The organism is Pseudomonas sp. MIACH (assembly GCF_001269925.1).
GTDB lineage: Bacteria > Pseudomonadota > Gammaproteobacteria > Pseudomonadales > Pseudomonadaceae > Aquipseudomonas.
This window is the reverse complement of the sequence record NZ_LHVO01000002.1, coordinates 522,694-547,304: the sequence shown is the minus strand read 5'-3', so window position 1 is coordinate 547,304 and position 24,611 is coordinate 522,694. Positions and strand designations below refer to the sequence as shown.

Genomic DNA, 24,611 nt, shown 5'->3' with positions numbered 1-24,611 from the left:
GGACCGCTTCGAGGAGATCACCGATGGGCTTGAACAACCAGTGGATGCAACGCGACCTCGCGGTGCTGTGGCATCCCTGCACCCAGATGAAAGACCACCAGCAACTGCCGCTGATCCCGATCAAGCGCGGCGAAGGCGTCTGGCTGGAAGACTTCGAAGGCAAGCGCTACCTCGACGCCGTCAGTTCCTGGTGGGTTAACGTATTCGGTCACGCCAACCCGCGCATCAACCAGCGCATCAAGGACCAGGTCGACCAGTTGGAACACGTGATTCTCGCCGGTTTCAGCCACCAGCCGGTGATCGAGCTGTCCGAGCGCCTGGTAAAGATGACCCCCGAGGGCCTGACCCGCTGCTTCTATGCCGATAACGGTTCGTCGTGCATCGAAGTCGCGCTGAAGATGAGCTTTCACTATTGGCTCAACCGTGGCCTGCCGAATAAAAAGCGCTTCGTGACCCTGACCAACAGCTACCACGGCGAAACCATCGCCGCGATGTCGGTGGGCGACGTGCCGCTGTTTACCGAGACCTACAAGGCGCTGCTGCTGGACACCCTCAAGGTGCCGAGCCCGGATTGCTACCTGCGCCCCGAGGGCATGAGCTGGGAAGAACACTCGCGCACGATGTTCCTGGCCATGGAACAGACCCTGGCCGAGCACCACGACAGCGTCGCCGCCGTGATCGTCGAGCCGCTGATCCAGGGCGCCGGCGGCATGCGCATGTACCACCCGGTGTACCTCAAGCTGCTGCGCGAAGCCTGCGACCGCTATGGCGTGCACCTGATCCACGATGAAATCGCCGTGGGTTTCGGACGCACCGGGACCATGTTCGCCTGTGAACAGGCCGGCATCCGCCCGGACTTCCTATGCTTGTCCAAGGCCCTGACTGGCGGCTACCTGCCGTTGGCCGCCGTGGTCACCACCGACGACGTCTACGACGCGTTCTACGACGACTACCCGACCCTGCGCGCCTTCCTGCACTCCCACAGCTACACCGGCAACCCGCTGGCATGCGCGGCGGCCCTGGCGACCCTGGATATTTTCGAAGAAGACAACGTCATCGAAAACAACAAGGCCCTGGCCCAGCGCATGGCCACGGCAACCGCGCATCTGGTCGACCATCCGCATGTCTCGGAAGTACGCCAGACCGGCATGGTGCTGGCCATCGAGATGGTCCAGGACAAGGCCACCAAGACCGCTTACCCGTGGCAGGAACGCCGTGGCCTGAAGGTGTTCGAACACGCCCTGGAACGCGGCGCGCTGTTGCGGCCGTTGGGCAGCGTGGTGTATTTCCTGCCGCCGTATGTGATCACGCCGGAGCAGATTGATTTCCTCGCCGAAGTGGCCAGCGAAGGCATCGACATCGCCACCAACAGCAAAGTCAGCGTGGCGGTGCCGAAGGACTTCCACCCCGGCTTCCGCGATCCGGGTTGATTGCCGGCACACCTACACCTTTTCCAGAGAGCAGAAATGAGACTGTCCCGCTTTTTCACCGACACCCCGCTGAGCCTCGGCGACCACGAATTGCCCGAAGCCCAGGCGCACTACATCAGCCGCGTACTGCGCATGGGCGAAGGCGATGCCGTGCAATTGTTCGATGGTTCCGGCCAGGAGTTCCTGGGCAGCCTGCTGGAAGTCGGTAAAAAACGCGTCACCGTGCAACTGACGGAAAGCTTCGCCGGCCAGACCGAATCGCCGCTGCACATCCACCTCGGCCAGGGCCTGTCCCGGGGCGAGCGCATGGATTGGGCGATTCAGAAAGCCACCGAACTGGGCGTCAACGCCATCACGCCGATCTTCAGCGACCGCTGCGAAGTGCGCCTGAAAGACGAACGCGCCGACAAACGCCTGCTGCACTGGCGCCAGGTGGCGATCAGCGCCTGCGAGCAGTGCGGGCGTTCGACGGTGCCGGTGATTCACCCGCCGTTGCTGCTGGCGGACTGGTTGAAGCAGGTCGAGGCCGACCTGAAGCTGGTGCTGCACCCGGTGGCAGAGCCGATGGTCAGCCATGCCAAGCCTGCGAGCCTGGCGTTTCTGATCGGGCCTGAGGGTGGATTAACGGATGGGGAAGTCGAAGTGGCCCAAGGCGCTGGCTTCCACGCCGCCCGCCTCGGCCCGCGCGTATTGCGCACCGAAACTGCGCCGGTCGTCGCGTTGGCGGTTGCCCAACAACTCTGGGGCGACTTCTAAATGTGGGAGGGGTGATCAATCCACCGGATCGCTCACCGGCTTGGCAATGATCGCCTTCAACTCACTGGTCATCGGGAATTCCAGGTTCAAGCCCTTGGGCGGGATCGGCTGTTCAAACCAGCGCTGGTAAATCCCGTTGATCTCCCCCGAGCGGTACAAGTCGCCCAGGGTCTCGTTGACCACCGCAAGAAACTGCGGATCATCCTTGCGCACCATGCAGCTGTAGATCTCCCGCGACTGTTCCTCGCCGACCACTACCCAATGGTGTGGGTCCTTGGCCTTGGCACGTTCGCCGTAGAGCAGCGCATCGTCCATGTAGAACGCCGCCGCGCGCCCCGTCTCCAGCATCTTGAACGCCTCGCCGTGATCCTTGGCGCTGATCACGAACATATTGCTTTTGTGCTCAGCGTTGTAACGCTTGAGAAAACGCTCGTTGGTGGTGCCGGCGGTGGTCACCACGTTCTTGCCCGACAGGTCGGCGAAACCCTTGATGCCACTGTCTTTAGCGGTCAGCAACTGGCCTTTCACGTAAATAAACCCGTAGGAAAATGCCACCTGCTTCTGCCGCTCGGCGGTCACCCCGGTGGAACCACATTCCAGGTCGACGGTGCCGTTCTGCACCAGCGGGATACGGGTTTGAGAGGTCACCAGGTTGTACTTCACATTCAGGTTGGCCACGCCGATCTTCTGCTGGATACGCTCGACGATCTTGCCGGACAGGTCCACCGAATAGCCCATCGGCTTGCCGCTGTGATCCCCCACGTAGGAAAACGGCACCGACGCATCACGGTAGCCCAGGGTGATGGACTTGGCGTTGGCGATCTTGCCCAGCGTACCCTCCAGCGGTGCCTGATTGGCATGGGCGTGTGCCCCCAGCAAAAGGCCCAGGGTGCAGCCGGTCAACAGGACTTTTTTCATTGTTATTCTCCGTTGGTCTTTAACGTTATTTACGTGCCGCAATCACGCTGATTTCCACCAGCACACTCGGCCGCGCCAGTTCCGCCTGCAGGGTGGTGCGTGTCGGCGCCATACCGGGCGATAGCCAGGCGGCCCACACTTCATTCATCGGTGCGAAACCGCTGCCGATGTCTTTCAAGTAAATGGTCGCATTCAGCAGATGATCCTTGTCACTGCCGGCCTGGGCCAGCAGCGCATCGATCTTGGCCAGCACTTCGTGGGTTTGCGTCGCCACATCCTGGCCGTCGCCGGGTACCTGGCCGGAGAGAAATACCAGATCCTTGAAGGTCACGGCGCCGGACAGTCGGTCGTTGCTGCTGATTCGATTGAGGGTCATGGAGGCATCCTTATGCGGCGCGGGGCGCGAGGCCCTGCATATCAATGGAAGGGGTCTGGTGGCCGATCAGTTCGGCCAGCAATTGGCCGCTGCCACACGCGAGGGTAAAACCGAGGGCGCCATGGCCCAGGTTCAACCACAGGTTGCGATAGACGCTGGCACCAATCAGCGGCACCCCAGTCGGGGTGGCGGGACGCATACCCGCCCACTCCACGGCATGGGCATAGTCACCGGCCATAGGAAATGTCTCGACTGCCTGACGCTTCATCAGCGCCAGGCGCTTGGGCTCAAGACTGGCGTCAAAGCCGACGATATCCACCATCGCCGCCACCCGCAGTTGCTCGCCAATACGCGCGTAGACAATCTTGCGGTCGTAGTCGGTGATGCTCACATTCGGCGCCTGGTGTTGCGCGCCAATCGGCACGCTGAGGCTATAACCCTTGAGTGGATACAGTGGCAGTGACACACCGGGCAATGCCAACTCGGCGCTGCGATGGCCGGCCGCGAGTACCAACTGCTCCACCGGCATCACCTCGTCACCCAGCTCGATGGCCTGCACGGCACCGTCGGCGTGACGGATACCGCTGACCTTGCGCCCCAGCAAAAAGCTGCAGCGCCCCGACGCCCTGAGCCGCGCGGCCAGCCGTTGGCAAAAGGCATGACAGTCCGCCACTTCCTCATTCGGCGTGTAGATACCCCCGACAAACCCTTCCGCCGCCTCTGCCAACGCCGGCTCCAGGCGCGCACAATCCAGCGCCGACAGCACCTGTTGTTGCAGGATGTCGGTGACCTTACTGCGCGCACGCTCAAAGGTGTCGGCAGTGCGAAAGGTCACCAGCTTGCCATTACGCCGCCAGTTGAACGCGTCCAGGCAATCGTAGACCCGCCATTGCTGCAAGGTGGTTTGGCTCAGGCTTGCCAGGCGCAGCAAGTGAGCGGCGTTGCGCGTGTTCACCGAGCCACGGCAGGCACTGATAAAGGCAGCCATCCAGCGCCATTGCTGGGGGTCCAAACGCGGGCGCAGCTTCAGTGGCGAGTCACCGCGCAGCAACCAGCCAATCGCCTGCAGCGGCACGCCCGCATCAGCCAGCGGAGCGACGTAGCGGTAAGACAACTGCCCGCCATTGGCAAAACTGGTTTCGCTGCCCAGGGTGTCGCGCGCATCGATCACCGTCACTTCATGGCCGGCACGCACCAGCGCATACGCGCTCGCCAGGCCGATAACCCCACCGCCAATGATGCAAACCTGCCCGGCCATTCCAACCTCCAGCCCTTGAATAAGTAGGCTCAAGCGTAGGCGCAGGTGACAGGCCACCGACAATGAATAAAGATGGGCCACCTATAAACAAAGGTTATGGACTTGCCATGCGCTTGCGTCATATCGAAATCTTCCAGGCCATTCGCCAGACCGGCTCCGTCAGCGCCGCTGCGCAGTTGCTGCATGTGTCGCAACCGGCGGTGACCAAGGTGTTGCAGCATGCCGAACTGCAACTGGGCTTTCCGCTGTTCCTGCGGGTGCGCGGCAAATTGCAGCCCACCCCGGAAGCCCTGGCGCTGGAAAGCGAGGTCGAGAAAGTTACCGAGAGCCTGCAAGGCGTGCGGCGCCTGGCCAAGAGCTTGCGCCGCGCCCCAGGGCAAAGCGTGCGGATTGGTGCGATCCCGGCATTGGCGCTGTCGCTGCTGCCACCGGCGATTCTGGAATGGACGCGCGACTACCCGGACATCGCCTGCGAGCTGTCCAGCGACCATAGCCGCGAGCTGGTGCACAAGCTGTTGATGCGCGAGATCGACCTGGCACTGACCCTCAACTTCTCCGGCCATCCAGGCTTGACCACACAGGTGCTGGCCAACGGTGTGCTGGTCGCATTGGCGTCGAAAAACTACTGGCCAGAGGCGGAACTGCATCAGGCCCTGCCACTGGCAGACCTGGCGGGTGCGCCGTTGATTGGCCTGTCCAGCGCCGACCCGCTGGCGGCGAAACTCGACAGCTACCTGGAACATGTCGACCCACCGCCCCGCGTGACGATCTCGGTCCAGACCTATTCCCTGGCCCGAGCCATGGTGGAATCCGGCGCCGGCCTGACGGTCATCGATCCGTTCACGGCGTTGGGCGCCTCAACGGCCACCACCTGCATCCGTACCCTCACACCGCCGCTGCCGATCACCCTGTACGCCCTGACCCGCGCCGATGAACCGCCGCCGCATATGCTGGCCAATCTGCTGGAGATCCTGGGCAAGCGAGCAGGCGAGTTATTGGAGCGCCTCTAAGGACAACGTCCCTCCCACATTCAAAGCACGTAATGCATGATCGCCACAAAGTGCAGCAGGCTCCCGCCGATCACAAATAAATGCCAGATCCCATGGGAATGCCGCAGGCGATCCTCCAGGGCAAAGAAGATGATGCCGACGGTGTACAGCACCCCGCCCGCCGCCAGCCAGGTAAATCCAGCCGTCCCCAGCGCGGCAATCAGCGGCTTGACCGCCACCAGCACGATCCAGCCCATCACCGCGTAGATCACGATGGACAGGATGCGCGCCTCGGAGCGCGGCTTGATCTCTTGCAGGATGCCGATCACCGCCAGCCCCCACACGATGCCGAACAACGTCCACCCCCACGGGCCTCTCAGCGTCACCAGGCAAAACGGCGTGTAGCTGCCGGCGATCAACAGGTAGATCGAAAAGTGATCGACCTTCTGCATGATCTCTTTTCGCCGTCCCTGGACGCTGTGGTACACGGTCGACGCGCTGTACAGCACCATCAGCGTAAAGCCATAAATCGCCACGCTGACGATCTTCCAGGGGCTGCCATCCAGGCTCGCCACCACCAACATCCACACGGCGCCAATACACGCCGCGACTGCACCGAGCAAATGGCTCCAGGCGTTGAATCGTTCCCCGTGATACATCTGTCACTGACCTCCTGTAGCCGCTGGAACTGGCTGGCAAGCGTCCAGCCTTGCGCATAAGAGTGCAAGTGTCTTGTGACGTTCCGAGGACGCCGCACGGTTTTGCGGGCACAATCGGACGCATTCGAACAAGAGCCCACGGCCATGCTGATCGACGAAGAATTCACCCTCAAAAAGCTGGAAATCTTCCTGGCATTCATGCGCACCGGCAACCTGGCGCGTGCCGCCGCCGAACTGCAAACCAGCAATGTCAGCGTGCACCGCGCCATCCACTCGCTGGAAAATGCCCTGCGCTGCCCGCTGTTCAAACACGAGGGCCGCAATCTCACCCCGCTGGAAAGCGCCTATGTCCTCGAAGAACGCGCGCAGAAACTGATCGCCGATGTGGTCGATAGCGTACGCCTGACCCGCGAAGCCGCCGGGTTCTCCGCCGAACGCTTCAAGCTCGGCTCGTTGTATTCGCTGACGGTCAAGACCGTGCCGCAACTGATCATGGGCCTGAAAATCAGGCGCAGTGAACTCAATATCGACCTGATCCTCGGCTCCAATTTCGACCTGCTGTACAAGCTCAAGAACATGGAAGTCGACGCCATCCTGATCTCCCTCGACGAACACGCCAACGACCCCGACTGCGAACAGATTGCGCTGTTCTCCGACGACATCTTCCTCGCCACCCCGGCCGACTCCCCCTTCGACCGCGACCAGCAAATCGACCTGGCCGACGTGCGCGATGCCACCTTCATCACCCTCACCCAAGGCTTCGCCACCCATCAGGATGGCAACCGTGTGTTCAAGCAGGCGGGGTTCGAACCCAAGGTAGCGATGCAGGTGAATGACATCTTCACACTGCTGAGCATGGTCAGTTCGGGGGTGGGTTATGCGTTGCTGCCGGGGCGGATTGCGGCGGTGTACGAGAACCGCGTGAAGCTGATACCGCTGCAACCCAGGTATCGGTTGCAGCAGCATATCGGGGTGGTGTTTCTGAAGGCTAAGGAGCGTGATCCGAATTTACTGGCGTTGCTGGCGGAGTGTCGGATGTACGCCAATCGGCAGGCCTGAGACCGCTATCGGAGGCAAGTCGAATCGTCGCACCGCCCCTCCCACACTTGACCGAGTTCCAACATGAGAATGCGGTCAAAATGTGGGAGGAGGCTTGCTCCCGATAGCGCCAGACCAGTCACCGCAACCGCCAAGCTCAGCTCACCAACCCACGCACAATAAAGTACAGCAGCGAAGGCCCCAGCAAACACCCAAGCCCGGTATGGAACGTCGCCGTCAACGCGCCATACGGCACCAAGCGCCGATCCGTCGCCGCCAGCCCTGCCGTCACGCCGCTCACGGTGCCGGCCAAGCCACCGAACACCATCGCTGAACGCGGGTTATCCAAGCCCATCCAACGCGCCGCCACCGGTGTGCCGACCATCACCAGGATCGCCTTGATCAACCCGGTCGCGATGGACAGCGCCATCACATCCGAGGTCGCGCCAATCGCCGCACCGGTCACCGGGCCGACGATGTAGGTCACGGCACCCGCGCCGATGGTGGTCATGCTGATCGCGTCGCGATAGCCAAACACCCAGGCCATGCTGGCGCCGACGATAAACGGCAGGATCGTGCCCAGCAGCAGCGCAATCACACCGATCATCCCGGCCTTGCGCGCTTCGGTGGCCTGCACCTCAAACGCCGTGGCAACGATGGCGAAGTCGCGCAGCATCGCGCCGCCCATCAGGCCGATGCCGGAGAACAGTGCCAGGTCGGCCAAGCCTTTTTGCCCACCGGTAATGGTGCCGCCGACCCAGGCCAGGACCAGGCCGATGACGATGGCAATCGCCGAGCCGTGGATACGCCCGAACGTCAGGCGCTTGGACAGCACCACAGAAATCCACATCACCACGCCAACAAAGGCAAACGCGGTGATCAGGCCGTTATGTTCCAAACCTTTTTCGATGAGATCCCACATATCAGCGACCTCCCGCAGGCACGATCAGCGGCTCTTCGGCGGGCAAAGGCTCGCCCTTGTGGGTACGGCTGATCAACGCAATGGTGCAACCGCAGACCACTACCGAACCAATCGCCGCCAGTACCGCGACCGGGCCGCCGTGCAAGGCGGTCACGACGTTTTGTTGCGCGGCCATCGCCACCACCACGGGGATATACATCGCGCCCCAAAAGCCCACGCCCATCTCGCATTCCTTGGTCATGCCGCCGCGTTTTTGCATCCACAGGCGGGCGCAGATCAGCAGGATCATGGCGATGCCCACCCCGCCCACGTTGGATTTGACGCCAAGCAACACGCCGAGCATGTCGCCCATGATCACGCCTGCAAGCGTGCAGATCGCCAGCAATGCCACACCGTAAATAATCATTGTTGTTGTCCTCGAAGTGCTCGATCGAAATTGTTGTTTTTGTGCTTCGACAGCCTTGGGTGGTGCTTTATCGGTGGCGGCGCTCCTCCTCTTCCAGCAGGGCCTGCAAGGTATCCAGGCGTGCACCTTCGCAGGCGATCACCGTGCCTTGTTCGAACACGCGGCGTGACAGGCCGGTGAGCACGGCGCCCGGGGGCAGTTCGATTTGCAGGCGCACACCGCGCTCGTAGGCGCTTTGTACGGTGCCGCGCCAGTCAACGACGCGGCACATGTTGAAGGCCAGGTCGTCGCGAAGGTGTTCAGGGTTGTGGATCGGCCGCGCACGGGTGCTGCTCAGGTAGGTGATGCGCGGCGCCTTGAGCGGGACAAATGCCTGGGCCAGGGCCTCGGCCGGTTGCGCCAGCAGCGCGCAATGGGACGGCACACTGACGGCCAGGCGTTTGGCGATGCCGTTGCCCTTGATGCGCGTGGCAACACGCTTCATGGCCTCGTTGCTGCCGGCGATCACGCTTTGGTTGTCGGCGTTGATATTGGCCAGGTACACCGGGGTTTCGGGGCTGTGGATGTCGGCGAGGAGTGTTTCGACGGTGGATAACTCCACGCCGATGATCGCGGTCATGCCGTAGCCGTGTGGATAAGCGTTTTGCATCAGTTGGCCGCGCAGGCTCACCAGTTTTACCGCCTCGGCAAACGCCAGGGCACCGGCAATGACCGCAGCCGGGTAGGCGCCGATGGACAGGCCCGCGACGTAATCCGGGGTGCGATCCAACAGACGGGCGTGGGCCACGCCGGCGATCAACAGACACAGCTGCACGGCACGGGTACTGGCCAGGGCTTGCGCGGAATCGAGCAGGCGCACGTCTTCGCCCAGGGCATCGCTGGCTTCTGCCAGCACAGGTTCGGGCAACGACTTCAGCATGCCTGGTCGCTGAGCGCCCTGCCCTGGAAACACCAGCAGGCTGCTCATGCCACGGCCTGCCAAGGGTCGAGCACAAGATGCGCGCCGCTGGTGGTTTTCAGCAGCACACGGCGTGAGCCGCTGGCCCATTCGCGCAAGGCGACGGCGCCAAACGGGGTTTGCAGTTGCAGGTCCACAGGGCACACCGTCGTGTCCAGGCTCGCCAGCAGGTCCTCGGCATCGGCGCGTTCAAGGCGCTTGGGCGTACGCAGGATCAAATCCAGATCACTCTGGGCATGCAGTGCTTCGATGCCGGTGGCCAATTCAAAGCCTGCGCTACCGCTGACGCCCCATGTCTCGTGCACCAGCACCGAACGCAATTGAGCAAGCGCGTGCAGCGCGGGTAAATCCCGTGACGACACCACGTCGCGCAGGGCTTCCGGTGCAACGCGCCGCTGCACTGCCGCCAGCGGCATCTCGGCGGCGAACCGCTGCTCACGCATACGCCCGCGTACGCCGACCGCCACATAACCCGGTTCGGCAATGGCGCGGCGCACCACCACCGGGTGGCCGGCGCCGAGCGCCTCCAGCACCCAGGCCGGTGCATCGGCGGGCACATGCGCCGGGGTCATGCCCCAGAGCAAGTCGTGGGCGTTCACCATTGTTCTCGCAGCAGTTGGCGAACGTGGCTTGAGGCTGCGCGATTAGTCGCGCCGAGGCGCCCGCTCAAGTCGGTGCTGCCGATATCCTTGAGCGCATGCACCAGACAATCGCTGACCCGCGCCACATCGTCCGCCGTGGGCTGTTCAATCTGGCTGACCGACAAGGTCTCCCAGAGCAGACCGAGGCTGGCATAACTGTCGATGTCATAGGCCATGGGCGGCACGCTGGCGGCCAGGGCTTCCAGCTCTTCGACGCTGCGCAGGGTCACCCGCGCGGCCGACGCCTTGCCCATGGCGTGCACCATCACACCGGGATCGCGCAGGGCGATCAGGCGGTTGGCCTGGTAACCGTGGGCCAGGAACGCACCGGACATGGCCTTGCCCACCAGCAGCGCAATCACTGGGTGGCCGGCGAGGCGCGCGCGGGCATAGCTGTCGGCGGCAGCGGCCAGGGCCTGGTGAATGCCGAGGGCTTCTTCGCGGCGGCCGTAGGCTTGGCTGGGCACATCGACGATGGCGATGATGGGGCGCTTGTCGCCGCGGGCGATGGCCTCATCGACGGCCTTGGCCAGGCCCCAGCCTTCGAGCAGGCCGACTTCGCCATTGCGCGCCCGAGGGAAGCGGTTTTGCGCGTCAGTAACCACGGCGACAAAGCGTACCTGTTGCTCACCCAATACACCGTCGGCAACCCTCAGCGACGCGGGCAATCCTTCTACGGTTGGAGCGCCGGCGCTCAATGCGTTGAACCACTGCAAGCCTCTCATGAGCGTTCTCCTTGATACAGCTCGCGCACGGTCGCCGGGTCGATTTGCGGTACGGCGTCCAACTCGGCCAAGCGTGTGAGGTAATAATCAGCCTGGCGACTGCGTTGTTGGGCGGGTACGCCTTGCTGCAACAACGCGCTGACAGTCTGCTGGATCTGCGCCACATCGTCGGCCACGTAACGGTCGGCCAGGCCGCTGTTGAAACGCTGTTCGCCGCCCGTGAGGCTCCAGATAAAAGGACGGTCGCGGGAGTCGTATTCTTCCAACCCGGCCTCCTGTTCGATCACCTGCGGACCATTCAGGCCCAGGCGCGCTTCGCGGGTCACGACGAGGTAGCTGCACAGCCCGGCGGCGATAGACATGCCGCCGAAACAGCCAACGCTGCCCGCCACCACGCCGATCACCGGCTGGTACTGGCGCAGGTCGACAATCGCCGCGTGTATATCGGCAATCGCGGCCAGGCCGAGGTTGGCTTCCTGCAAGCGCACGCCGCCGGTTTCCAGCAGCAGCACGGCGCGGGTCGGGATACCCTTGCGGTTGTCTTCGGCGGCCAGTTCCAGGGCGCCGGCGATTTTCGCGCCGCCCACTTCACCGAGGCTGCCGCCCTGGAAGTTGCCTTCAATGGCTGCAATCACCACAGGCAAGTCGCCGATGCTGCCCTTGGCGATCACCACGCCGTCATCGGCCTGGGGCACCACACCTTGGCGGCTGAGCCAGGGCGACATGACCCGCTGGAACGGGTCGATCAGTTCGCGAAAGGTGCCGGCATCCAACAAGGCCTTGGCCCGCTGCCGCGCACCCAGTTCCACGAAGCTGTGTTTAGCGAGCAAGTCAGTCATGGCCGATCTCCTCGAAACCCTGCTCCAGGCGCAGGCGCACCACGCCGGGGGTGGCGCCGAAATCGTGAATATCAATGTTCAGGGCCGGTGGCGTCTGCTCTTGAAAAATGCGTTCGAACAGGTGCTGCCAGCGTTGTTCGGCGCCATTCACCGAGGTTTGTACCTGGATGGTCAACGTGCCGGCCGTGCCCGGTTCCAGCAGCACTTCCAAGTCGCCCGAGCCGACGCAACCCACCAGCGCACGACCTTTTGGCGGCTGCCCGGCGGGGAATTCAAAGGATAAGGTTTCCATCACAACGCTCCGTCGAGGCGGTCGATAAACAGGCAGGCGGCCAACAGGTCGGCGGCGCCACCTGGGGAGGCATTCAGGGCCAGCAGTTGGTGGTCCAGCTCATGCAGTTGGCGGCGCCCGGCGAGGCTTGCGCTGCCGCCGGCGTCGAGCACGGCCTGGGCACCGCGCTGCATGGCATGCAGGCCTTCCAGGCCGGCGCGATAGAGCACGCAGGTGTCGGCCAGGTCGGTCATGATCGCGAGCAAGGCGTCCAGGCGCGCGTTCTGTTCACCGGCGTTTTGCTGGCGGCTTTTGTGCAGTTGCGGCAGGCCGCGTTGCAGCACCGACGGGAAGCCCAGTTGCGCTTCTTCACGGGCACCGCGCGCGCCATAGCGCTGGGCGACCTGGGCGCCGTGGCTCGGGGTTTGCGGCGCGTAGCGGTCGTTGAGCAGGGCGAGTCTGGCGGCATTCAGCGGTATGGCGCGAGGTTCCAGCGCGGCCGCTGCGGTCAGTAGGCCAAGGGCCCAGATCGCACCGCGATGGGTGTTGACGCCGTGGGTGGTGGCGAGCATGGCTTGTTCACCTTCGCGCCCGATACGGCCGAGGGCTTCGCGCAGGGGCAAGCCGACTTCACCGAATTCAAGCGCGGCCTCCGCCATTTCCTTGAACATCGGCCACAGCGACAGCGCCGACGCGTGCATCAGCCCCAGGTGCAAATCACTGTGGGCGCCGTTGCCGCGACGGTCCACCAGGGCGGGCTTGGGCGACAGGTCGGCTTCATCGATCAGCGCATCGACGGCCATATCCGCCAGGCGATCCGCGAGGCTGAGTTCGTGCAGTTTAAGGGCGCGCATTTACCAGCTCCTGAATTTGGCGGGCGGGTTGTACAGGCCACCGGACCACTCCACCAGGTCGGCCACGCTCTTGGCGGCCAACAACTCGCGGGTGGCGTCGGTGCGGCGGATGCCCAAGTCTTCGGGCAAGGCGATCAGGCCTTCGCGGCGCATGCGCGCGGTGTCCTTGGGGTTATGGCGCATGCCGATGGCGGTCACCCCGGCGACGGCGGCGATCATCGCCTGGCGCTCTTCCAGGGACCGCGCCTTGTACAGGTAGGCGATGCCTTCTTCGGTGAGCAGGTGGGTGACGTCGTCGCCGTAGATCATGATCGGCGCCAGGGGCATGCCGCTTTTACGCGCCACTTCCACCGCATCGAGGGTGTCGACGAAGGTGGGCTTGCCGCCTTCCTGGAAGGTCTCGACCATCTGCACCACGAGCTTTTTGCCGCGCTCCAGCAGCGCGACCGGCGCATCGTCGTGACGCATATCCAGCCACGCCGGCGTGCCATGGCGGCGACCGCGCGGGTCGTGGCCCATGTTCGGCGCCCCGCCAAAGCCGGCAAGGCGACCACGGGTCACGGTGCTGGAATGGCCGTCGCCGTCGACTTGCAGGGTGGCGCCGATAAACAGGTCCACCGCGTACTGGCCGGCCAATTGGCAGAACATCCGGTTGGAGCGCATCGAACCGTCGCGGCCGGTGAAGAACACATCCGGGCGGGCGGCGATGTAGTTCTCCATGCCCAGTTCGGTGCCGAAGCAATGCACGCTTTCCACCCAACCGCTTTCGATGGCGGGGATCAGCGTGGGGTGCGGGTTGAGGGTCCAGTTGCGGCAGATCTTGCCCTTCAGGCCCAGGGATTCACCGTAGGTGGGCAGGATCAATTCGATGGCGGCGGTGTTGAAGCCGATGCCATGGTTGAGCGACTGCACATTGTGTTTTTCGTAGATGCCACGGATCGCCATCATCGCCATCAACACATGCACCGGCTTGATATGGCGCGGGTCACGGGTGAACAGCGGCTCGATGTAGAAGGGCTTGTCGGCCACCACCACGAAATCCACCCAACTGGCGGGAATGTCGACGCGGGGCAAGTCGGTGACGTCATCCACCAACTGGTTGACCTGCACGATCACGATGCCATCGCTGAACGCGGCGGGCTCGATCAGTGCCGGGGTGTCTTCGGTGCTGGCGCCGGTGTAGATATTGCCGGCACGGTCGGCCATGAAACCGGCGGACAGTACGACGTTGGGGATCAGGTCCACCACCAGCCGTGCATAGAGTTCGATGTAGGTGTGGATCGCACCGATTTCCAGCAGGCCGTCTTCGAGCAGTTGGCTGATGCGCAGGGATTGGGTGCCGGCGAAGGAAAAGTCGAGTTTGCGCGCGATGCCTTTTTCAAACAGGTCCAGGTGCTCGGACCGCCCGACGCTGGGCATGATCATGTGCAAATCGTGAAGCTTGGCCGGGTCGGCCTTGGCCAGGGAGCGCGAGAGGAAGTCGGCCTGCTTCTGGTTGTTGCCCTCCAGCACCACGCGGTCACCGGGAAGGATCAGGGCCTCAAGCGCCTCGACGATCCTGTCGCTGGGCAACACGGCCCCGTCTGCGTATTTTTTGACCAGCCCCAGCCGCCGCTGCTTCTCGTCGCGCCGCCGCGTCCACCGCGAGTCGGGGGTAGTTATTGTTGTCATGGTCGCTCCACGGGTTTGCTGTCGTGGGCTGTACCTTAGGAGTGATTCGGGGGGCCATCAATCAAGCTGGGCGGCGGATCGTTACGGTTGGAGTAATGAATTGTCGGCAAACGCTGAGCCGAGCCAAGTGAAGATCAAAAATGTGGGAGGGGGCAAGCCCCCTCCCACATTTGCTCAGTGGTGTCTGTTAGATATCGGTCCCAAAAAGGGACTGATCAGTCCCTTTTTGGGATCTTTTCCAGCGAAGGACTGACCTGCTCCAGCGCCCGATCCACCAACAACTGCCCCAACTCGGCCATTTGCTGGATCCCAAGCATGATGGCGCGCTGGGAAGTGTCCAGGTCGAAGGCCAGGTTGCAGGTGAGTGCGTTGAGGGAGGACAGGGTTTCGCTGGCGTTGACCAGCAGGGTTTCGGTGTTTTGGTGGGGGTTTACGGTGAAGAGAGGCGGATTAGGGGTAGGTTTGATCATGATGAAACTCCTAAACAGTCAGTAAGGAGCGCCACCGTTCGCTTGCACGCGAATGAGGGTGGCGACCGTGCGCAGGTGTGCAAGACCGGGCCTGTTTAGGACACCCAGCAGGTCCGAAGACCTCCTGCGCGCAGCCGCCATAAAGCAGCGAGCACAAAAAACGCCCGTTGGTTGGCAGGGCGTTTGTACGCCTAAACAGTTTCGTCGGACTTGCACGTCCGTGTCACCGTTTTTTGCGATGACGGGACGAAGACTAGGCGCGCGGGCTGCACGCGACAAGTTCATGCACAGCCCAAAATCTTGCAGGAAAAATCCTAAGACCACCCGCAATCTGTCAAACACCGGCACTTTAATGTGGGAGGGGGCTTGTCCCCGATGGCGGTGGGTCAGCCACCAGATGCAGTGACTGACACACCGCCATCGGGGACAAGCCCCCTCCCACATTGGATCTTCACATGGCTTAGAGTCAGGCCAGTCCGGACTCGACCAATAAGGCTTCAAGCCCCATCAAATCCGGCACCTTCGCCACCTGCTCCCCCACCTGCACCGCCGCCAGTTCCAGCGGGCACAGCGGCACGTCCACATAGCTCAACTCGCTATCGAGCTTGTACGAGCGCGGAATCCCCTGGATCACCAGCGCAATAAACTTCAACGTCGGCCGCCCGCCCAGCGCATTCAACACCACGATCCGTGAGCGTTCGCCGGTCACGCTGGCCTCGCCGCACACCGCTTCAAAGCTGATCAACGGGATTTGCCGATCCCGCCACGTCACTTGCCGCAAATACCACGGCGGTGCGTCGCTGGCCGGTTCGCCGCGTTGGAAGTCGATCAACTCGGCGATGGCGACGTTGGGCAGTACCAAGTGGCGGTCGGCCAGGGGCAGGAGCAGGCCGGTGAGTTGGCTGGTGCGGTGGTCAAGCACGGGATTTGCTCCAGTAGGCGATGCTTTCGAGCAGCACCGATTCCTGGTACGGCTTGCCCAGGTAGTCGTTAACGCCGATGGCCATGGCGCGGTCGCGGTGTTTCTGGCCGGTGCGGGAGGTGATCATGATGATCGGCAGGCGCATCAGGCGGGGGTCGTTGCGCACCTGGATGGCCACTTCGAAGCCGTCCATGCGCGGCATTTCAATGTCGAGCAGCATCAGGTCCGGGGTGTGTTCTTCAAGTACGGCCAGGGCATCGATGCCGTCTTTGGCGGTGAGCACGTTCATGCCGTTGCGCTCCAGCAGGCGGCTGGTGACTTTGCGCACGGTGACCGAGTCGTCCACCACCAGCACCAGCAGCGGGCGTTTTTTCAGCGGATCGTTGAGGATCAGCGGAGCATCCACCGACTGGTCCGGCAAGGCCGGTTGCCGGGCGCGGATATGCGCGAGCAAGTCAATGATCAACACCACGCGCCCATCCCCCAGGATGGTCGCGCCGGATAACCCCTGCACCCCGGAAAATTGCGGACCCAGGCCCTTGACCACAATCTCCCGGGTGCCGGCCATGGCGTCCACATGTACCGCCACGCGGCGCTCGTTGCACTGCACCAGCAACACCGGCACGGGTTGATACTGACCCAATAATTTAGGCCGGCCGACGGTGTGCAGCAGGTCACCCAGGTAAAACAACTCGTAGCGTTGGCCGGCATATTCATAACGCGGCGGATCCTGCTGGTAGTGCCCCGCCAGTTCATGGGGCAGCACCCGCACCAGCCCTTCGATGGTGTTGAGCGGGATCGCATATTGATCGTCTGCGCACTGCACCATCAACGCCCGGTTGACCGACACGGTAAACGGCAGGCGAATGCGAAAGTGCACGCCCTCCCCCGGTGTCGAGTCAATGACCATCGAGCCGCCGAGCTGGCGCACTTCTTCATGCACCACGTCCATGCCCACGCCACGCCCGGAAATCTGCGTGATCTTTTCCGCAGTGGAAAACCCCGGCTGCAGGATGAACTGCAACACATCGCGGTCGCTCATCTCCTGATGAGGGGCGAGCAAACCGCGCTTGATCGCCTTGCGCCGCACCGCTTCCAGAGGCACGCCGGCACCGTCGTCGCGCATGTCGAAAACGATATCGCCGCCTTCGTGGGTCAGGTCCAGGGTGATGCGGCCCTTCTCCGGCTTGCCGGCCAGCAACCGCACATCGCGGGATTCCAGGCCATGGTCGACGGCGTTGCGCAGCATGTGTTCGAGCGGCGCCGCCATGCGCTCCAGCACGTTGCGGTCCATCTCGCCCTCGGCATTGCCGACGATGAATTCCACGTCCTTGCCCAACTCGCCCGCCACCTGGCGCACGATGCGTTTGAGGCGCGGCAGCATGCGTTCAAAGGGCACCATGCGCGTGCGCATCAGGCCCTCCTGCAACTCGGTGTTGATGCGTGCCTGTTGCTGCAACAGGTCGTGGGCATCCTCATTGCGGCGGTCGAGGGTGTCCTTGAGGTCGAGCAGGTCGGAGGCCGATTCGGACAGCGCCCGGGACAGTTGCTGCAACTGCGAATGACGGTCCATTTCCAGCGGGTCGAATTCTTCGTAGCCCAGGCGCTCGGCCTCGGCCTGTTGACGGCTGAGAATGCGACCCTGGGTTTCGGTGTCGAGGCGGCGCAGTTGGTCGCGCATTCGCTCGATCGTGGTTTCCACTTCATGCAGGGCGGTGCGTGCGTCGTTGACCTGCTGCTCGATACGGCCCCGGAAGATCGAAGTCTCGCCGGCCAGGTTGACCAGGTCGTCGAGCAAATCGGCGGAGATTTTCACCATGTCGGCGCCAGGATCAACCGCCACTTCGGCCTTGCTCGGTGGCAATGCCACCGGCACCACCGGCTCGTCGCTCGGATGCACCAGGCTTCTTATCCGTTCGATCAGCTTGTCCACCGAGCCCACCGGCAGTCCATCCGCCACCGCGTCAATCATCTGCGCCAGGCGGTCGTGACAGCCTTGCAGCAACGCGAACAGTTCGGCGGACGGCAGCAGCAACCCGGCGGAAAGCCCTTCGTAGAGAAATTCCAGCTCATGGGCCAGGTCACCAATCGGCCCGATCTCGACCATGCGCGCGCCACCCTTGAGGGTGTGCAGGTCGCGCAGCAAGGTTTCCACTTCCTGGCGATTGTTCGGTTCGGCTTGCCAGCGCAGCAAGGCGCTGCCGGAGCTGTCGAGGATATCGGCGGCTTCTTCAAGGAAAATATCCAGCAACTCAGGGTCGGCGCCCGGCGTTTCCGTGGCGGTTACGGCCGGTGCGGCAGGCAGGCCGCCTTGGCGCAATGCGCGCAACCTGGCGACCAGCTCGGCGCTGTCGCTCAAGGGTTGATGGTGCTGCAGCTCCTCCAGTTGCAAGGCCAACCGTTCATGGCTGGCCATCAGCACTTGGGACAGCTCGCTGGAGTAGCTGTAGCGCCGATCCACCAGGCCTTCGTACAGGCACTCCAACTCCTGGGCCAGGTCGCCCACCGGCCCGATGTCGGCCATGCGCGCGCCGCCCTTGAGGGTGTGTAGGTCGCGCTGCAGTGACGACAACGGCGCGGCACTCTCTGGGTCCAGCAGCCAGCGTTTCAGGGACTGTCCGGCACTGTCGAGGATATCCACGGCTTCTTCGAGGAAGATCTCGACGATCTCATCGTCCATCGCCGTTTCATGATCCAGTTTCGCAGTGGCGGCGCCCAGTTCAGCGATGCTCAGGGCACGGCTGCCGTCGCTTTTGATCAGGCCGGTGGCGGAGGGGTCCAGCGCGTCGTCGAGCAGTTCGCGCAGGGCCTGTACCCGCGCCGGTGCCGGGCTGATTTCCTGGCCGGCCGCCAGTTGATCGAGCATGCTGATCAGCGCTTCATGGGCCTGTTCGGCCTCATGGAAAAACCGCTCGCTGACCGCCAGGCTGCTCTCCTCCACAGCGCCGTAGAGGTCGAGCAAGGCTTCGCACAAGGCGTCGATGGGGAGCAGGTCTGCGATGTGAGCGCCCTCCCCCAGCGTGGTCAACTCATCCAGCAGCGCAGTGAGTTCCTGGCGTTCGCCGGGGTGTTGCTGCCAGCGGCGCAGCAGGCTTTCGGCGTCGAGCAGGATGTCCATGCCCTGGGCCAGGAAGTTGGCGATCAGTTGCGGGTCACGCTTGATCCGCAGGCCCGTGTTGGGGGCATCGAGCAGCGCAGCCAGTTGATGGTCGAGCAGGGTTTGGGTACGGCGGATCAAGTCATCCGCGCCCTTGATCGGCACCAGGGGATCGCGGTCCAGTTGGCGCAACCCGCGTTGGAACAGGCCTTCGGCTTCCAGCAGCAACTCGACTTCGTCCAGGTCCAGCGGCAGGCGATGGGCTTTGTATTCGCGGGTCAGGTGATCCAGTGGGCGCACCAGCTCGGCGACGGGCAACACACCGGCCATGTAGGCGCTGCCCTTGAGGGTGTGCAGGGCGCGTTGCAGTTCATCGCTGACTTGCAGCGGCACATGTTCGGCGGCCTGTTGCAGGAAGTGGTTGAGACTGTCCAGATGGCTCTGGGCTTCGTTGCGGAAGATCTCCAGCAACATCGGATCGTGGGGTTCTCCGGCCGACGCTGCGGCGCCGTTGGCCCAGGCGTGGGCGCGGGCGGCCAGCGCGTCGACCTCATCGCGCTGGTGTTGGTCGTCAGTCGCGAAGTCGGCGATCAATGCCGGCAAGAGGGCCACGGCATCACCCAGCACCTGTTGTATTTCCGGGCCGAGGGCGACGCTGCGCTCCAGCACACGGTTGAGCAGGTTTTCCACGGCCCAGGCCAGCTCCGCCAGCACCAGGGCGCGCACCATGCGGCCGCTGCCTTTCAAGGTATGGAAGGCGCGGCGCATTTCGCCTTGGGCCGTTTTGTCCGCGCTGTTGGCCAAGTGCCGGTGCAGCACCTCCAGGACCTCGTCGGTTTCTTCCAGGAAGACTTCGCGCAGTTCATCGTCGATGGGCGCTTCATCGGCCGGAGGCGGCAGCAGGCTACCGGGGCGTTGCAAGGCCGGCGGATTGAGGCGCGACGTCGGGTTGGCCAGTGCGTCGAACTGGGACTGGCTGGGTGCAACCTCACTCGACAGCACGCCATCAGGGGCTACCAGTGCCTGACGCCAGGGCTTCTCGGCGGGCAGGTAACCCAGCGCAGCCAGGCTCTGGGTGGCCAGTTCCAACACCCGTTCACCGGCTGCGTCGGGGTCCAGGAGCATGCGTTCGAGGTAGTACTCCAGACTGCTGATCACATCAGCGAAATGCCCCAACTGTGCCTCGGACGGCGGGCTGTCGTTGACCATCAACTGTTCGTCGACGTAATCAGTGCAGCCGCGCATCAGGCTGGCCGCGCGAGGCAAGGGGATCATCGCCAGCGCGCCGCGCACCTGGCTCAGCAGTTCCGGCAGGGACTCCAGGCGCTGGCGGTCCCAATCGGCTTCGATACAGTCGATCACCAGCTCCTTGGCTTGCCGCAGGCACTGGCAGGATTCGCGGACGACCAACTGGTGAATCTGGGTCAGGTCGGTGGTGGGCAGACGGCTTTCTTCGTGGCCTTCCGGCTCGACGGTGCCGACCATTCCCGCCAGCGTGGCTTCCACATAGAGCAGCGCGCCAGCGACGTCCATCAGCACCGCGTCGTTGGGCTCGCGATGCCCCTGGGCCAGGCTCAATACCACGGCCAACTGGTCGATGATGACTTTGCGCGGCTGGCCAAACCCCAGTACCGCGAGGGTATCGGCAATCTGGCGCAGGGGCGCCAGCAGCGCGTCGAGGTCGCTCGTGTGCTGGCGATCGCTGCGCACGAACAGGTCGAGGCGCTCTTTGACCCGCACCAATTCTTCACACAACGCACCGAGCACTGAGCCCATGGCATTGCGATCCGGCCCGGCGAGGCGCGCACGCTCGGCGTCCACCACTGCGCTGTCGGGCAAGGCCTCATCCAGGCTGTAGCGTTCTTTCAAACTCTGCATGCGCGGGGTCGGTCGGGTGACTTTGGCGACGTAAAACAACAGGCTCTTGAGCAGCTCATCCGGTGCGGGCTGGTTGATCCCGCCGATACCCTGTGCCAGCAGGCGCTTGAGCTGCTTGTCGCTGGCCTTGAGCAGGCTGCGCAGTGCCGGGCTGTTGGCGACCACGCCGGTGAGCATGCCCTCGACCAGCGCCGACGCCACTTGCCACAGCGGCAACAGCGGCGCGCCCTGGCACAGCGCCTCAAGGCGCGCGAACACCCGCGCCATGTCTTCCAGGTTGCTCGGGCCGTGGTCTTCACGCAGCAACCCGGCGAGGGCTTGTTGCAGCAGTTGGTGCCACTGGCGCAGTTGCTCTTGAAGGTCGGCCGGCGCGCGTTGGGCCAGGGCGTCATCGGCAAGCGGCGCAATCGACAGCAGTTGTGGGCTGAACAAGCTGGTTTCCGACAGCAGGCTTTCACCGCGGGCACTGCGCAGGTCGTTGAGCAGCGGCAGCACCACCAGCGGTAAATCACGGCGGGCGCTGTGCACGCGGTCGAGGTACAGCGGCAGTTGGCCGAGGGCCTGTTGCAGCAGGCGGATGCTTTCGTCGTGCTGGCTGACGCGCCCGGCCTGGAGCGCCAGGGCCAGTTCTTCGATCTCTTCGGCCAGCAGCGCCGCGCCGTAGAACTCGACCATTTGCAGCGCGCCATGCACCTGGTGGATAGCGGCCAGGCATTGGCTGATCACGCCCTCGTCGTGGGTCTCGACAAACGCATCCAGCGCCGAACGGGCCTGTTTCAGGGTTTCGGCAATGTCGCCCTTGACCCATTCGAGGGCCACGTAGTCGTGCCGATCAACCATAACTGCTCCGCTTAGAATTCGTGGGTTGCTGGTGTTCTTGAAACAAATGGAGATCAAATGTGGGAGGGGCGGTGCGACGATTCGACTTGCCCCCTCCCACATTTGGATCGCATTTCAATCATCAGCCTGCTTAGCAGCAGGCAAGGTGAAACCCGACACCGACCTGCGCAACTGGCTCGCCATCTTCGCCAGGTTGCCGATGCTTTCGGCGGTGGCGGTGGAGCCCGATGACGTCTGCGTGGTGATCTGCTGGATCACGTTCATGGTCAGGGAGATCTGACCCGCCGACGAGGTCTGTTGCTGCGCCGCGTTGGAGATGCTCTGGATCAGCGCGGCCAGGGTTTTCGACACGCCTTCGATTTCCTCCAGGGCCACTCCGGCGTCCTGGGCCAAGCGCGCACCGCGCACCACTTCGGTGGTGGTCTGTTCCATGGAGATAACGGCTTCGTTGGTGTCGGCCTGGATCGCGCGCACCAGGGTTTCAATCTGCCGCGTGGCCGCCGATGAACGCTCGGCCAGCCGCTGCACTTCATCGGCCACCACGGCAAAGCCGCGTCCGGCATCCCCGGCCATGCTGGCCTGGATCGCGGCGTTGAGGGCGAGGATGTTGGTCTGGTCGGCAATGTCGTCGATCAGGCTGACGATGTCGCCAATCTCCTGGGACGACTCGCCCAGGCGCTTGATGCGCTTGGCGGTGTCCTGGATCTGTTCGCGGATGTTGTCCATGCCGTGGATGGTGTTGTGCACCACCTCGTTGCCCTTGTTGGCGATTTCTACCGAACGCTCCGCCACCGCCGAGGATTCGGCCGCGTTGGCCGATACCTGGTCGATGGATTGGGCCATCTGGTTGATCGCGGTGGAGGCTTCGGCAATCTGTTGGGCCTGATGTTCGGAGGCCTGGGCCAGGTGCATGGCGGTGGCTTGGGTCTCTTGCACGGCACCCGCCACTTGCCCGGCGGTGAGGTTGATGGTGGCCACCAGATCGCGCAGTTGGTCCACGGAATAGTTGATGGAGTCGGCAATGGTGCCGGTGAAGTCTTCAGTCACCGAGGCGGTCACGGTGAGGTCGCCGTCGGCCAGGTCTTCGATTTCATCCAGCAGGCGCATGATCGCGTTCTGGTTGCGCTCGTTCTTCTCGGCGGTCTCATGCAGTTGGCGGTTGGTTTCGCGCACCATCACCAGGCCGATCAGGATGATCGAGGTCAGCGCCAACAGGCCCAGCACATAGCCGCCGATGGTGTCGAAGCTGCGTCCGCTGGCCAGGTTTTCAAAACCGGTGGCCAGGTGCGAGGCTTCATCGAGCAAGGTTTGCGACAGGTTGAAAATATTGCTCGCCGAGGCGCGTACCTGGAACAGCTGCGGCGAGGTTTCGAGGATTTCATCCACGGAGCCGGAGACAAACTCGAACAGCTCGGCGATTTCCGCCAGCCGCGCACGGGCATCGTGGTCTTCGACCTGGGTGATGCGCAGCCCGGGGTTGCCGTTGAGCATGCCATTGAGCACCTGCCCGAAGCGATTGGCGTCGCGGCCAAAGGTGTCGGCGGCCTGCACGGCGGTTTCGTCGCCGGCCAGCACGGTGTTGACCGCGCCAAGAATACGCTCGGCCAGCAACGACTGGCGCTGGGCCAAGGCTACCTGGCTGGCCGGCGCGCCGCGTTGCAGCAGGATGTCGACGACCTTTTCCGATTCCATCTGCAATTGCGGCACGGTTTCGGCGAGGGTCGCGGCCACTTGGTGCAGGGACAGCACGGTCTGCTCGCTGGCGAGGATCGCGTCGGTGTTTTTCAGCAGCGCTTCCCAGTCCGTCTGCACCGCGCGCATTTCAGCGCGGACCGCACTGGGCGCAGCGGGCAGGCCGGTTTCCGGGTCGCCTTTTTTCAGGTAGCCCCAGCGTTGGGCGAAATCGTTGCGCGCTTCGCCCAACAGCTTGAATGCAGCGGCCTTGCCGGCGGCGGCCTCGGTAGCGTTCTTGGCGATACGCTGGGACAGCACACGCAGTTCACCGGCGTGGCCGATGTACTGTTTGTCGTAGGTGGACTGGGTGTTGAGGTAAGCAAAGTTGGCGAACAGCAGCATGATGAATACGATCAGCGCGATAAACAGCACGATGATCTGTGAGCGGCTGCGCGAGCCGGCCTGGGGTTTGGGCGTGGTAGCGGTGGTCATGCGGCGACATCCATGAAACCAGGGGCCTGGGCCAGGGCGAAGGGGCTGAAGACCTGCCACAGCGGCTCACCATCGAAGTGACCCTGGATAAACGGCGCGCTGGGGCTGGTGTTCGCCAGCAAGGCGTCTTGTGCAAAATGCTGCATCCCCACCACCTCGTCTACCAGCAGCCCGACAAACAGATCGTTGTATTCCACCACCAGCACCCGCCGTTGCTTGCGCGCCTTGGACAGCTCAAGGCCAAGGAAACCACCCAGGTCCATCACCGGCAGCAAACGCCCGCGCAGGTTAGCAACACCCTTGACCCAGGCCTTGACCCCGGGCATTAAAGTGCAGCGCGGCTCATGCAGGACTTCGGCGACTTCGCCCATGGGCGCGACATACCAACACTGACCCAGGCGAAAGCCAATCCCGCTCCAGCGTTGCAGGCGGGTTTCCTGGGACGGCAGGTCGGCGGCCAGCAAGCGGCAGCGGCGGTCGATGTCCAGCAGCAGCTCGAAGGCGGTTTGCGACTCGGTCATGATGGC

At 63.4% G+C, this 24,611-nt stretch carries 22 protein-coding genes; 4 read left to right on the top strand and 18 right to left on the bottom strand.

All coding sequences use genetic code 11. The features are described 5' to 3' along the window. Window positions 1–23: 23 nt before the first annotated feature. Both AD670_RS02565 and AD670_RS02560 read left to right on the top strand, forming a co-directional pair. Window positions 24–1,430 carry an adenosylmethionine--8-amino-7-oxononanoate transaminase gene (locus tag AD670_RS02565; protein WP_053128047.1) on the top strand — a complete coding sequence of 469 codons (1,407 nt, stop codon included), beginning with the start codon at window positions 24–26 and terminating at the stop codon, window positions 1,428–1,430. A 36-nt stretch (window positions 1,431–1,466) separates the two neighbouring features. Beyond that, a complete protein-coding gene (locus tag AD670_RS02560; RefSeq protein ID WP_053128046.1) occupies window positions 1,467–2,186 on the top strand; it encodes a 16S rRNA (uracil(1498)-N(3))-methyltransferase in 720 nt (239 codons plus the stop codon). Window positions 2,187–2,201: 15 nt separating this feature from the next. On the opposite strand, the gene AD670_RS02555 is transcribed toward AD670_RS02560, so the two are convergent. Genes AD670_RS02555 through AD670_RS02545 form a run of 3 tightly spaced genes read right to left on the bottom strand, consistent with a single transcriptional unit; the run spans window position 2,202 to window position 4,738 of the window. Then, a complete protein-coding gene (locus AD670_RS02555) occupies window positions 2,202–3,104 on the bottom strand; it encodes a transporter substrate-binding domain-containing protein (RefSeq protein WP_053128044.1) in 903 nt (300 codons plus the stop codon). Window positions 3,105–3,129: 25 nt separating this feature from the next. After that, window positions 3,130–3,480, bottom strand: coding sequence for a RidA family protein (locus tag AD670_RS02550; protein WP_053128042.1), 351 nt, complete (start codon window positions 3,478–3,480; stop codon window positions 3,130–3,132). 10 nt (window positions 3,481–3,490) lie between these two features. Then, a complete protein-coding gene (locus AD670_RS02545) occupies window positions 3,491–4,738 on the bottom strand; it encodes a D-amino acid dehydrogenase (protein ID WP_053128040.1) in 1,248 nt (415 codons plus the stop codon). A 107-nt stretch (window positions 4,739–4,845) separates the two neighbouring features. Here AD670_RS02545 and AD670_RS02540 point away from each other — a divergent pair, with 107 nt between their 5' ends. Next, a complete protein-coding gene (locus AD670_RS02540; protein ID WP_053128038.1) occupies window positions 4,846–5,748 on the top strand; it encodes a LysR family transcriptional regulator in 903 nt (300 codons plus the stop codon). A gap of 20 nt (window positions 5,749–5,768) precedes the next feature. Here the strand turns inward: AD670_RS02540 and AD670_RS02535 are convergent, their stop codons facing one another. Continuing rightward, window positions 5,769–6,386, bottom strand: a complete 618-nt coding sequence (locus AD670_RS02535; protein WP_032884097.1) for a hemolysin III family protein — start codon at window positions 6,384–6,386, stop codon at window positions 5,769–5,771. 144 nt (window positions 6,387–6,530) lie between these two features. Between AD670_RS02535 and AD670_RS02530 the strand changes: the two genes are divergently transcribed. Continuing rightward, window positions 6,531–7,445, top strand: coding sequence for a LysR substrate-binding domain-containing protein (locus tag AD670_RS02530; RefSeq protein WP_053128036.1), 915 nt, complete (start codon window positions 6,531–6,533; stop codon window positions 7,443–7,445). Window positions 7,446–7,581: 136 nt separating this feature from the next. Here the strand turns inward: AD670_RS02530 and madM are convergent, their stop codons facing one another. The 14 genes from madM to AD670_RS02460 all read right to left on the bottom strand — a co-directional run bounded on the left by madM (window position 7,582) and on the right by AD670_RS02460 (window position 24,605). Beyond that, on the bottom strand, window positions 7,582–8,346 hold the full coding sequence (madM, locus tag AD670_RS02525; protein WP_053128034.1) for a malonate transporter subunit MadM: 765 nt from the start codon (window positions 8,344–8,346) through the stop codon (window positions 7,582–7,584). Window position 8,347: 1 nt separating this feature from the next. Further along, window positions 8,348–8,752 carry a malonate transporter subunit MadL gene (madL, locus tag AD670_RS02520; RefSeq protein WP_027606068.1) on the bottom strand — a complete coding sequence of 135 codons (405 nt, stop codon included), beginning with the start codon at window positions 8,750–8,752 and terminating at the stop codon, window positions 8,348–8,350. A 67-nt stretch (window positions 8,753–8,819) separates the two neighbouring features. Continuing rightward, entirely contained in the window at window positions 8,820–9,719 is a 900-nt protein-coding gene (gene mdcH / locus AD670_RS02515; RefSeq protein WP_053128032.1) for a malonate decarboxylase subunit epsilon, read from the bottom strand. Then, window positions 9,716–10,312, bottom strand: a complete 597-nt coding sequence (locus tag AD670_RS02510; protein WP_053128031.1) for a malonate decarboxylase holo-ACP synthase — start codon at window positions 10,310–10,312, stop codon at window positions 9,716–9,718. The genes mdcH and AD670_RS02510 overlap by 4 nt, the downstream gene beginning before the upstream one ends. Beyond that, window positions 10,306–11,076 (bottom strand): biotin-independent malonate decarboxylase subunit gamma, encoded by a 771-nt coding sequence (gene mdcE, locus AD670_RS02505; protein ID WP_053128029.1) that lies wholly within the window; start codon window positions 11,074–11,076, stop codon window positions 10,306–10,308. Before mdcE ends, AD670_RS02510 begins: the two co-directional genes overlap by 7 nt. Further along, the gene (locus AD670_RS02500) at window positions 11,073–11,915 is read right to left on the bottom strand and encodes a biotin-independent malonate decarboxylase subunit beta (RefSeq protein ID WP_032884108.1); all 843 of its coding nucleotides are present in this window, start codon (window positions 11,913–11,915) and stop codon (window positions 11,073–11,075) included. The genes mdcE and AD670_RS02500 overlap by 4 nt, the downstream gene beginning before the upstream one ends. Then, window positions 11,908–12,207, bottom strand: coding sequence for a malonate decarboxylase subunit delta (locus tag AD670_RS02495; protein ID WP_032884109.1), 300 nt, complete (start codon window positions 12,205–12,207; stop codon window positions 11,908–11,910). Before AD670_RS02495 ends, AD670_RS02500 begins: the two co-directional genes overlap by 8 nt. Beyond that, window positions 12,207–13,040, bottom strand: coding sequence for a triphosphoribosyl-dephospho-CoA synthase (locus tag AD670_RS02490; RefSeq protein WP_053128027.1), 834 nt, complete (start codon window positions 13,038–13,040; stop codon window positions 12,207–12,209). Before AD670_RS02490 ends, AD670_RS02495 begins: the two co-directional genes overlap by 1 nt. Then, on the bottom strand, window positions 13,041–14,711 hold the full coding sequence (gene mdcA, locus AD670_RS02485; RefSeq protein ID WP_053128025.1) for a malonate decarboxylase subunit alpha: 1,671 nt from the start codon (window positions 14,709–14,711) through the stop codon (window positions 13,041–13,043). 215 nt (window positions 14,712–14,926) lie between these two features. Then, the gene (locus tag AD670_RS02480; protein ID WP_053128023.1) at window positions 14,927–15,181 is read right to left on the bottom strand and encodes a DUF6124 family protein; all 255 of its coding nucleotides are present in this window, start codon (window positions 15,179–15,181) and stop codon (window positions 14,927–14,929) included. A gap of 466 nt (window positions 15,182–15,647) precedes the next feature. Continuing rightward, window positions 15,648–16,103, bottom strand: a complete 456-nt coding sequence (locus tag AD670_RS02475; RefSeq protein ID WP_053128021.1) for a chemotaxis protein CheW — start codon at window positions 16,101–16,103, stop codon at window positions 15,648–15,650. Continuing rightward, on the bottom strand, window positions 16,096–21,918 hold the full coding sequence (locus tag AD670_RS02470) for an Hpt domain-containing protein (protein ID WP_053128019.1): 5,823 nt from the start codon (window positions 21,916–21,918) through the stop codon (window positions 16,096–16,098). Before AD670_RS02470 ends, AD670_RS02475 begins: the two co-directional genes overlap by 8 nt. 114 nt (window positions 21,919–22,032) lie before the next feature. Next, on the bottom strand, window positions 22,033–24,084 hold the full coding sequence (locus AD670_RS02465; protein WP_053128016.1) for a methyl-accepting chemotaxis protein: 2,052 nt from the start codon (window positions 24,082–24,084) through the stop codon (window positions 22,033–22,035). Continuing rightward, the gene (locus tag AD670_RS02460; RefSeq protein WP_053128014.1) at window positions 24,081–24,605 is read right to left on the bottom strand and encodes a chemotaxis protein CheW; all 525 of its coding nucleotides are present in this window, start codon (window positions 24,603–24,605) and stop codon (window positions 24,081–24,083) included. The genes AD670_RS02465 and AD670_RS02460 overlap by 4 nt, the downstream gene beginning before the upstream one ends. Between the last annotated feature and the right edge of the window lie 6 nt (window positions 24,606–24,611).

Bases quoted from the DNA above. Each gene is read 5' to 3' on its own strand.
- mdcE (WP_053128029.1), bottom strand. From the start codon at position 11,076: ATGAGAGGCTTGCAGTGGTTCAACGCATTGAGCGCCGGCGCTCCAACC.
- AD670_RS02565 (WP_053128047.1), top strand. From the start codon at position 24: ATGGGCTTGAACAACCAGTGGATGCAACGCGACCTCGCGGTGCTGTGG.
- AD670_RS02495 (WP_032884109.1), bottom strand. From the start codon at position 12,207: ATGGAAACCTTATCCTTTGAATTCCCCGCCGGGCAGCCGCCAAAAGGT.
- AD670_RS02560 (WP_053128046.1), top strand. From the start codon at position 1,467: ATGAGACTGTCCCGCTTTTTCACCGACACCCCGCTGAGCCTCGGCGAC.
- AD670_RS02500 (WP_032884108.1), bottom strand. From the start codon at position 11,915: ATGACTGACTTGCTCGCTAAACACAGCTTCGTGGAACTGGGTGCGCGG.
- madL (WP_027606068.1), bottom strand. From the start codon at position 8,752: ATGATTATTTACGGTGTGGCATTGCTGGCGATCTGCACGCTTGCAGGC.
- AD670_RS02470 (WP_053128019.1), bottom strand. From the start codon at position 21,918: ATGGTTGATCGGCACGACTACGTGGCCCTCGAATGGGTCAAGGGCGAC.
- AD670_RS02510 (WP_053128031.1), bottom strand. From the start codon at position 10,312: ATGGTGAACGCCCACGACTTGCTCTGGGGCATGACCCCGGCGCATGTG.
- AD670_RS02465 (WP_053128016.1), bottom strand. From the start codon at position 24,084: ATGACCACCGCTACCACGCCCAAACCCCAGGCCGGCTCGCGCAGCCGC.
- AD670_RS02545 (WP_053128040.1), bottom strand. From the start codon at position 4,738: ATGGCCGGGCAGGTTTGCATCATTGGCGGTGGGGTTATCGGCCTGGCG.
- mdcA (WP_053128025.1), bottom strand. From the start codon at position 14,711: ATGACAACAATAACTACCCCCGACTCGCGGTGGACGCGGCGGCGCGAC.
- AD670_RS02535 (WP_032884097.1), bottom strand. From the start codon at position 6,386: ATGTATCACGGGGAACGATTCAACGCCTGGAGCCATTTGCTCGGTGCA.
- AD670_RS02550 (WP_053128042.1), bottom strand. From the start codon at position 3,480: ATGACCCTCAATCGAATCAGCAGCAACGACCGACTGTCCGGCGCCGTG.
- AD670_RS02530 (WP_053128036.1), top strand. From the start codon at position 6,531: ATGCTGATCGACGAAGAATTCACCCTCAAAAAGCTGGAAATCTTCCTG.
- AD670_RS02555 (WP_053128044.1), bottom strand. From the start codon at position 3,104: ATGAAAAAAGTCCTGTTGACCGGCTGCACCCTGGGCCTTTTGCTGGGG.
- mdcH (WP_053128032.1), bottom strand. From the start codon at position 9,719: ATGAGCAGCCTGCTGGTGTTTCCAGGGCAGGGCGCTCAGCGACCAGGC.
- madM (WP_053128034.1), bottom strand. From the start codon at position 8,346: ATGTGGGATCTCATCGAAAAAGGTTTGGAACATAACGGCCTGATCACC.
- AD670_RS02490 (WP_053128027.1), bottom strand. From the start codon at position 13,040: ATGCGCGCCCTTAAACTGCACGAACTCAGCCTCGCGGATCGCCTGGCG.
- AD670_RS02480 (WP_053128023.1), bottom strand. From the start codon at position 15,181: ATGATCAAACCTACCCCTAATCCGCCTCTCTTCACCGTAAACCCCCAC.
- AD670_RS02540 (WP_053128038.1), top strand. From the start codon at position 4,846: ATGCGCTTGCGTCATATCGAAATCTTCCAGGCCATTCGCCAGACCGGC.
- AD670_RS02460 (WP_053128014.1), bottom strand. From the start codon at position 24,605: ATGACCGAGTCGCAAACCGCCTTCGAGCTGCTGCTGGACATCGACCGC.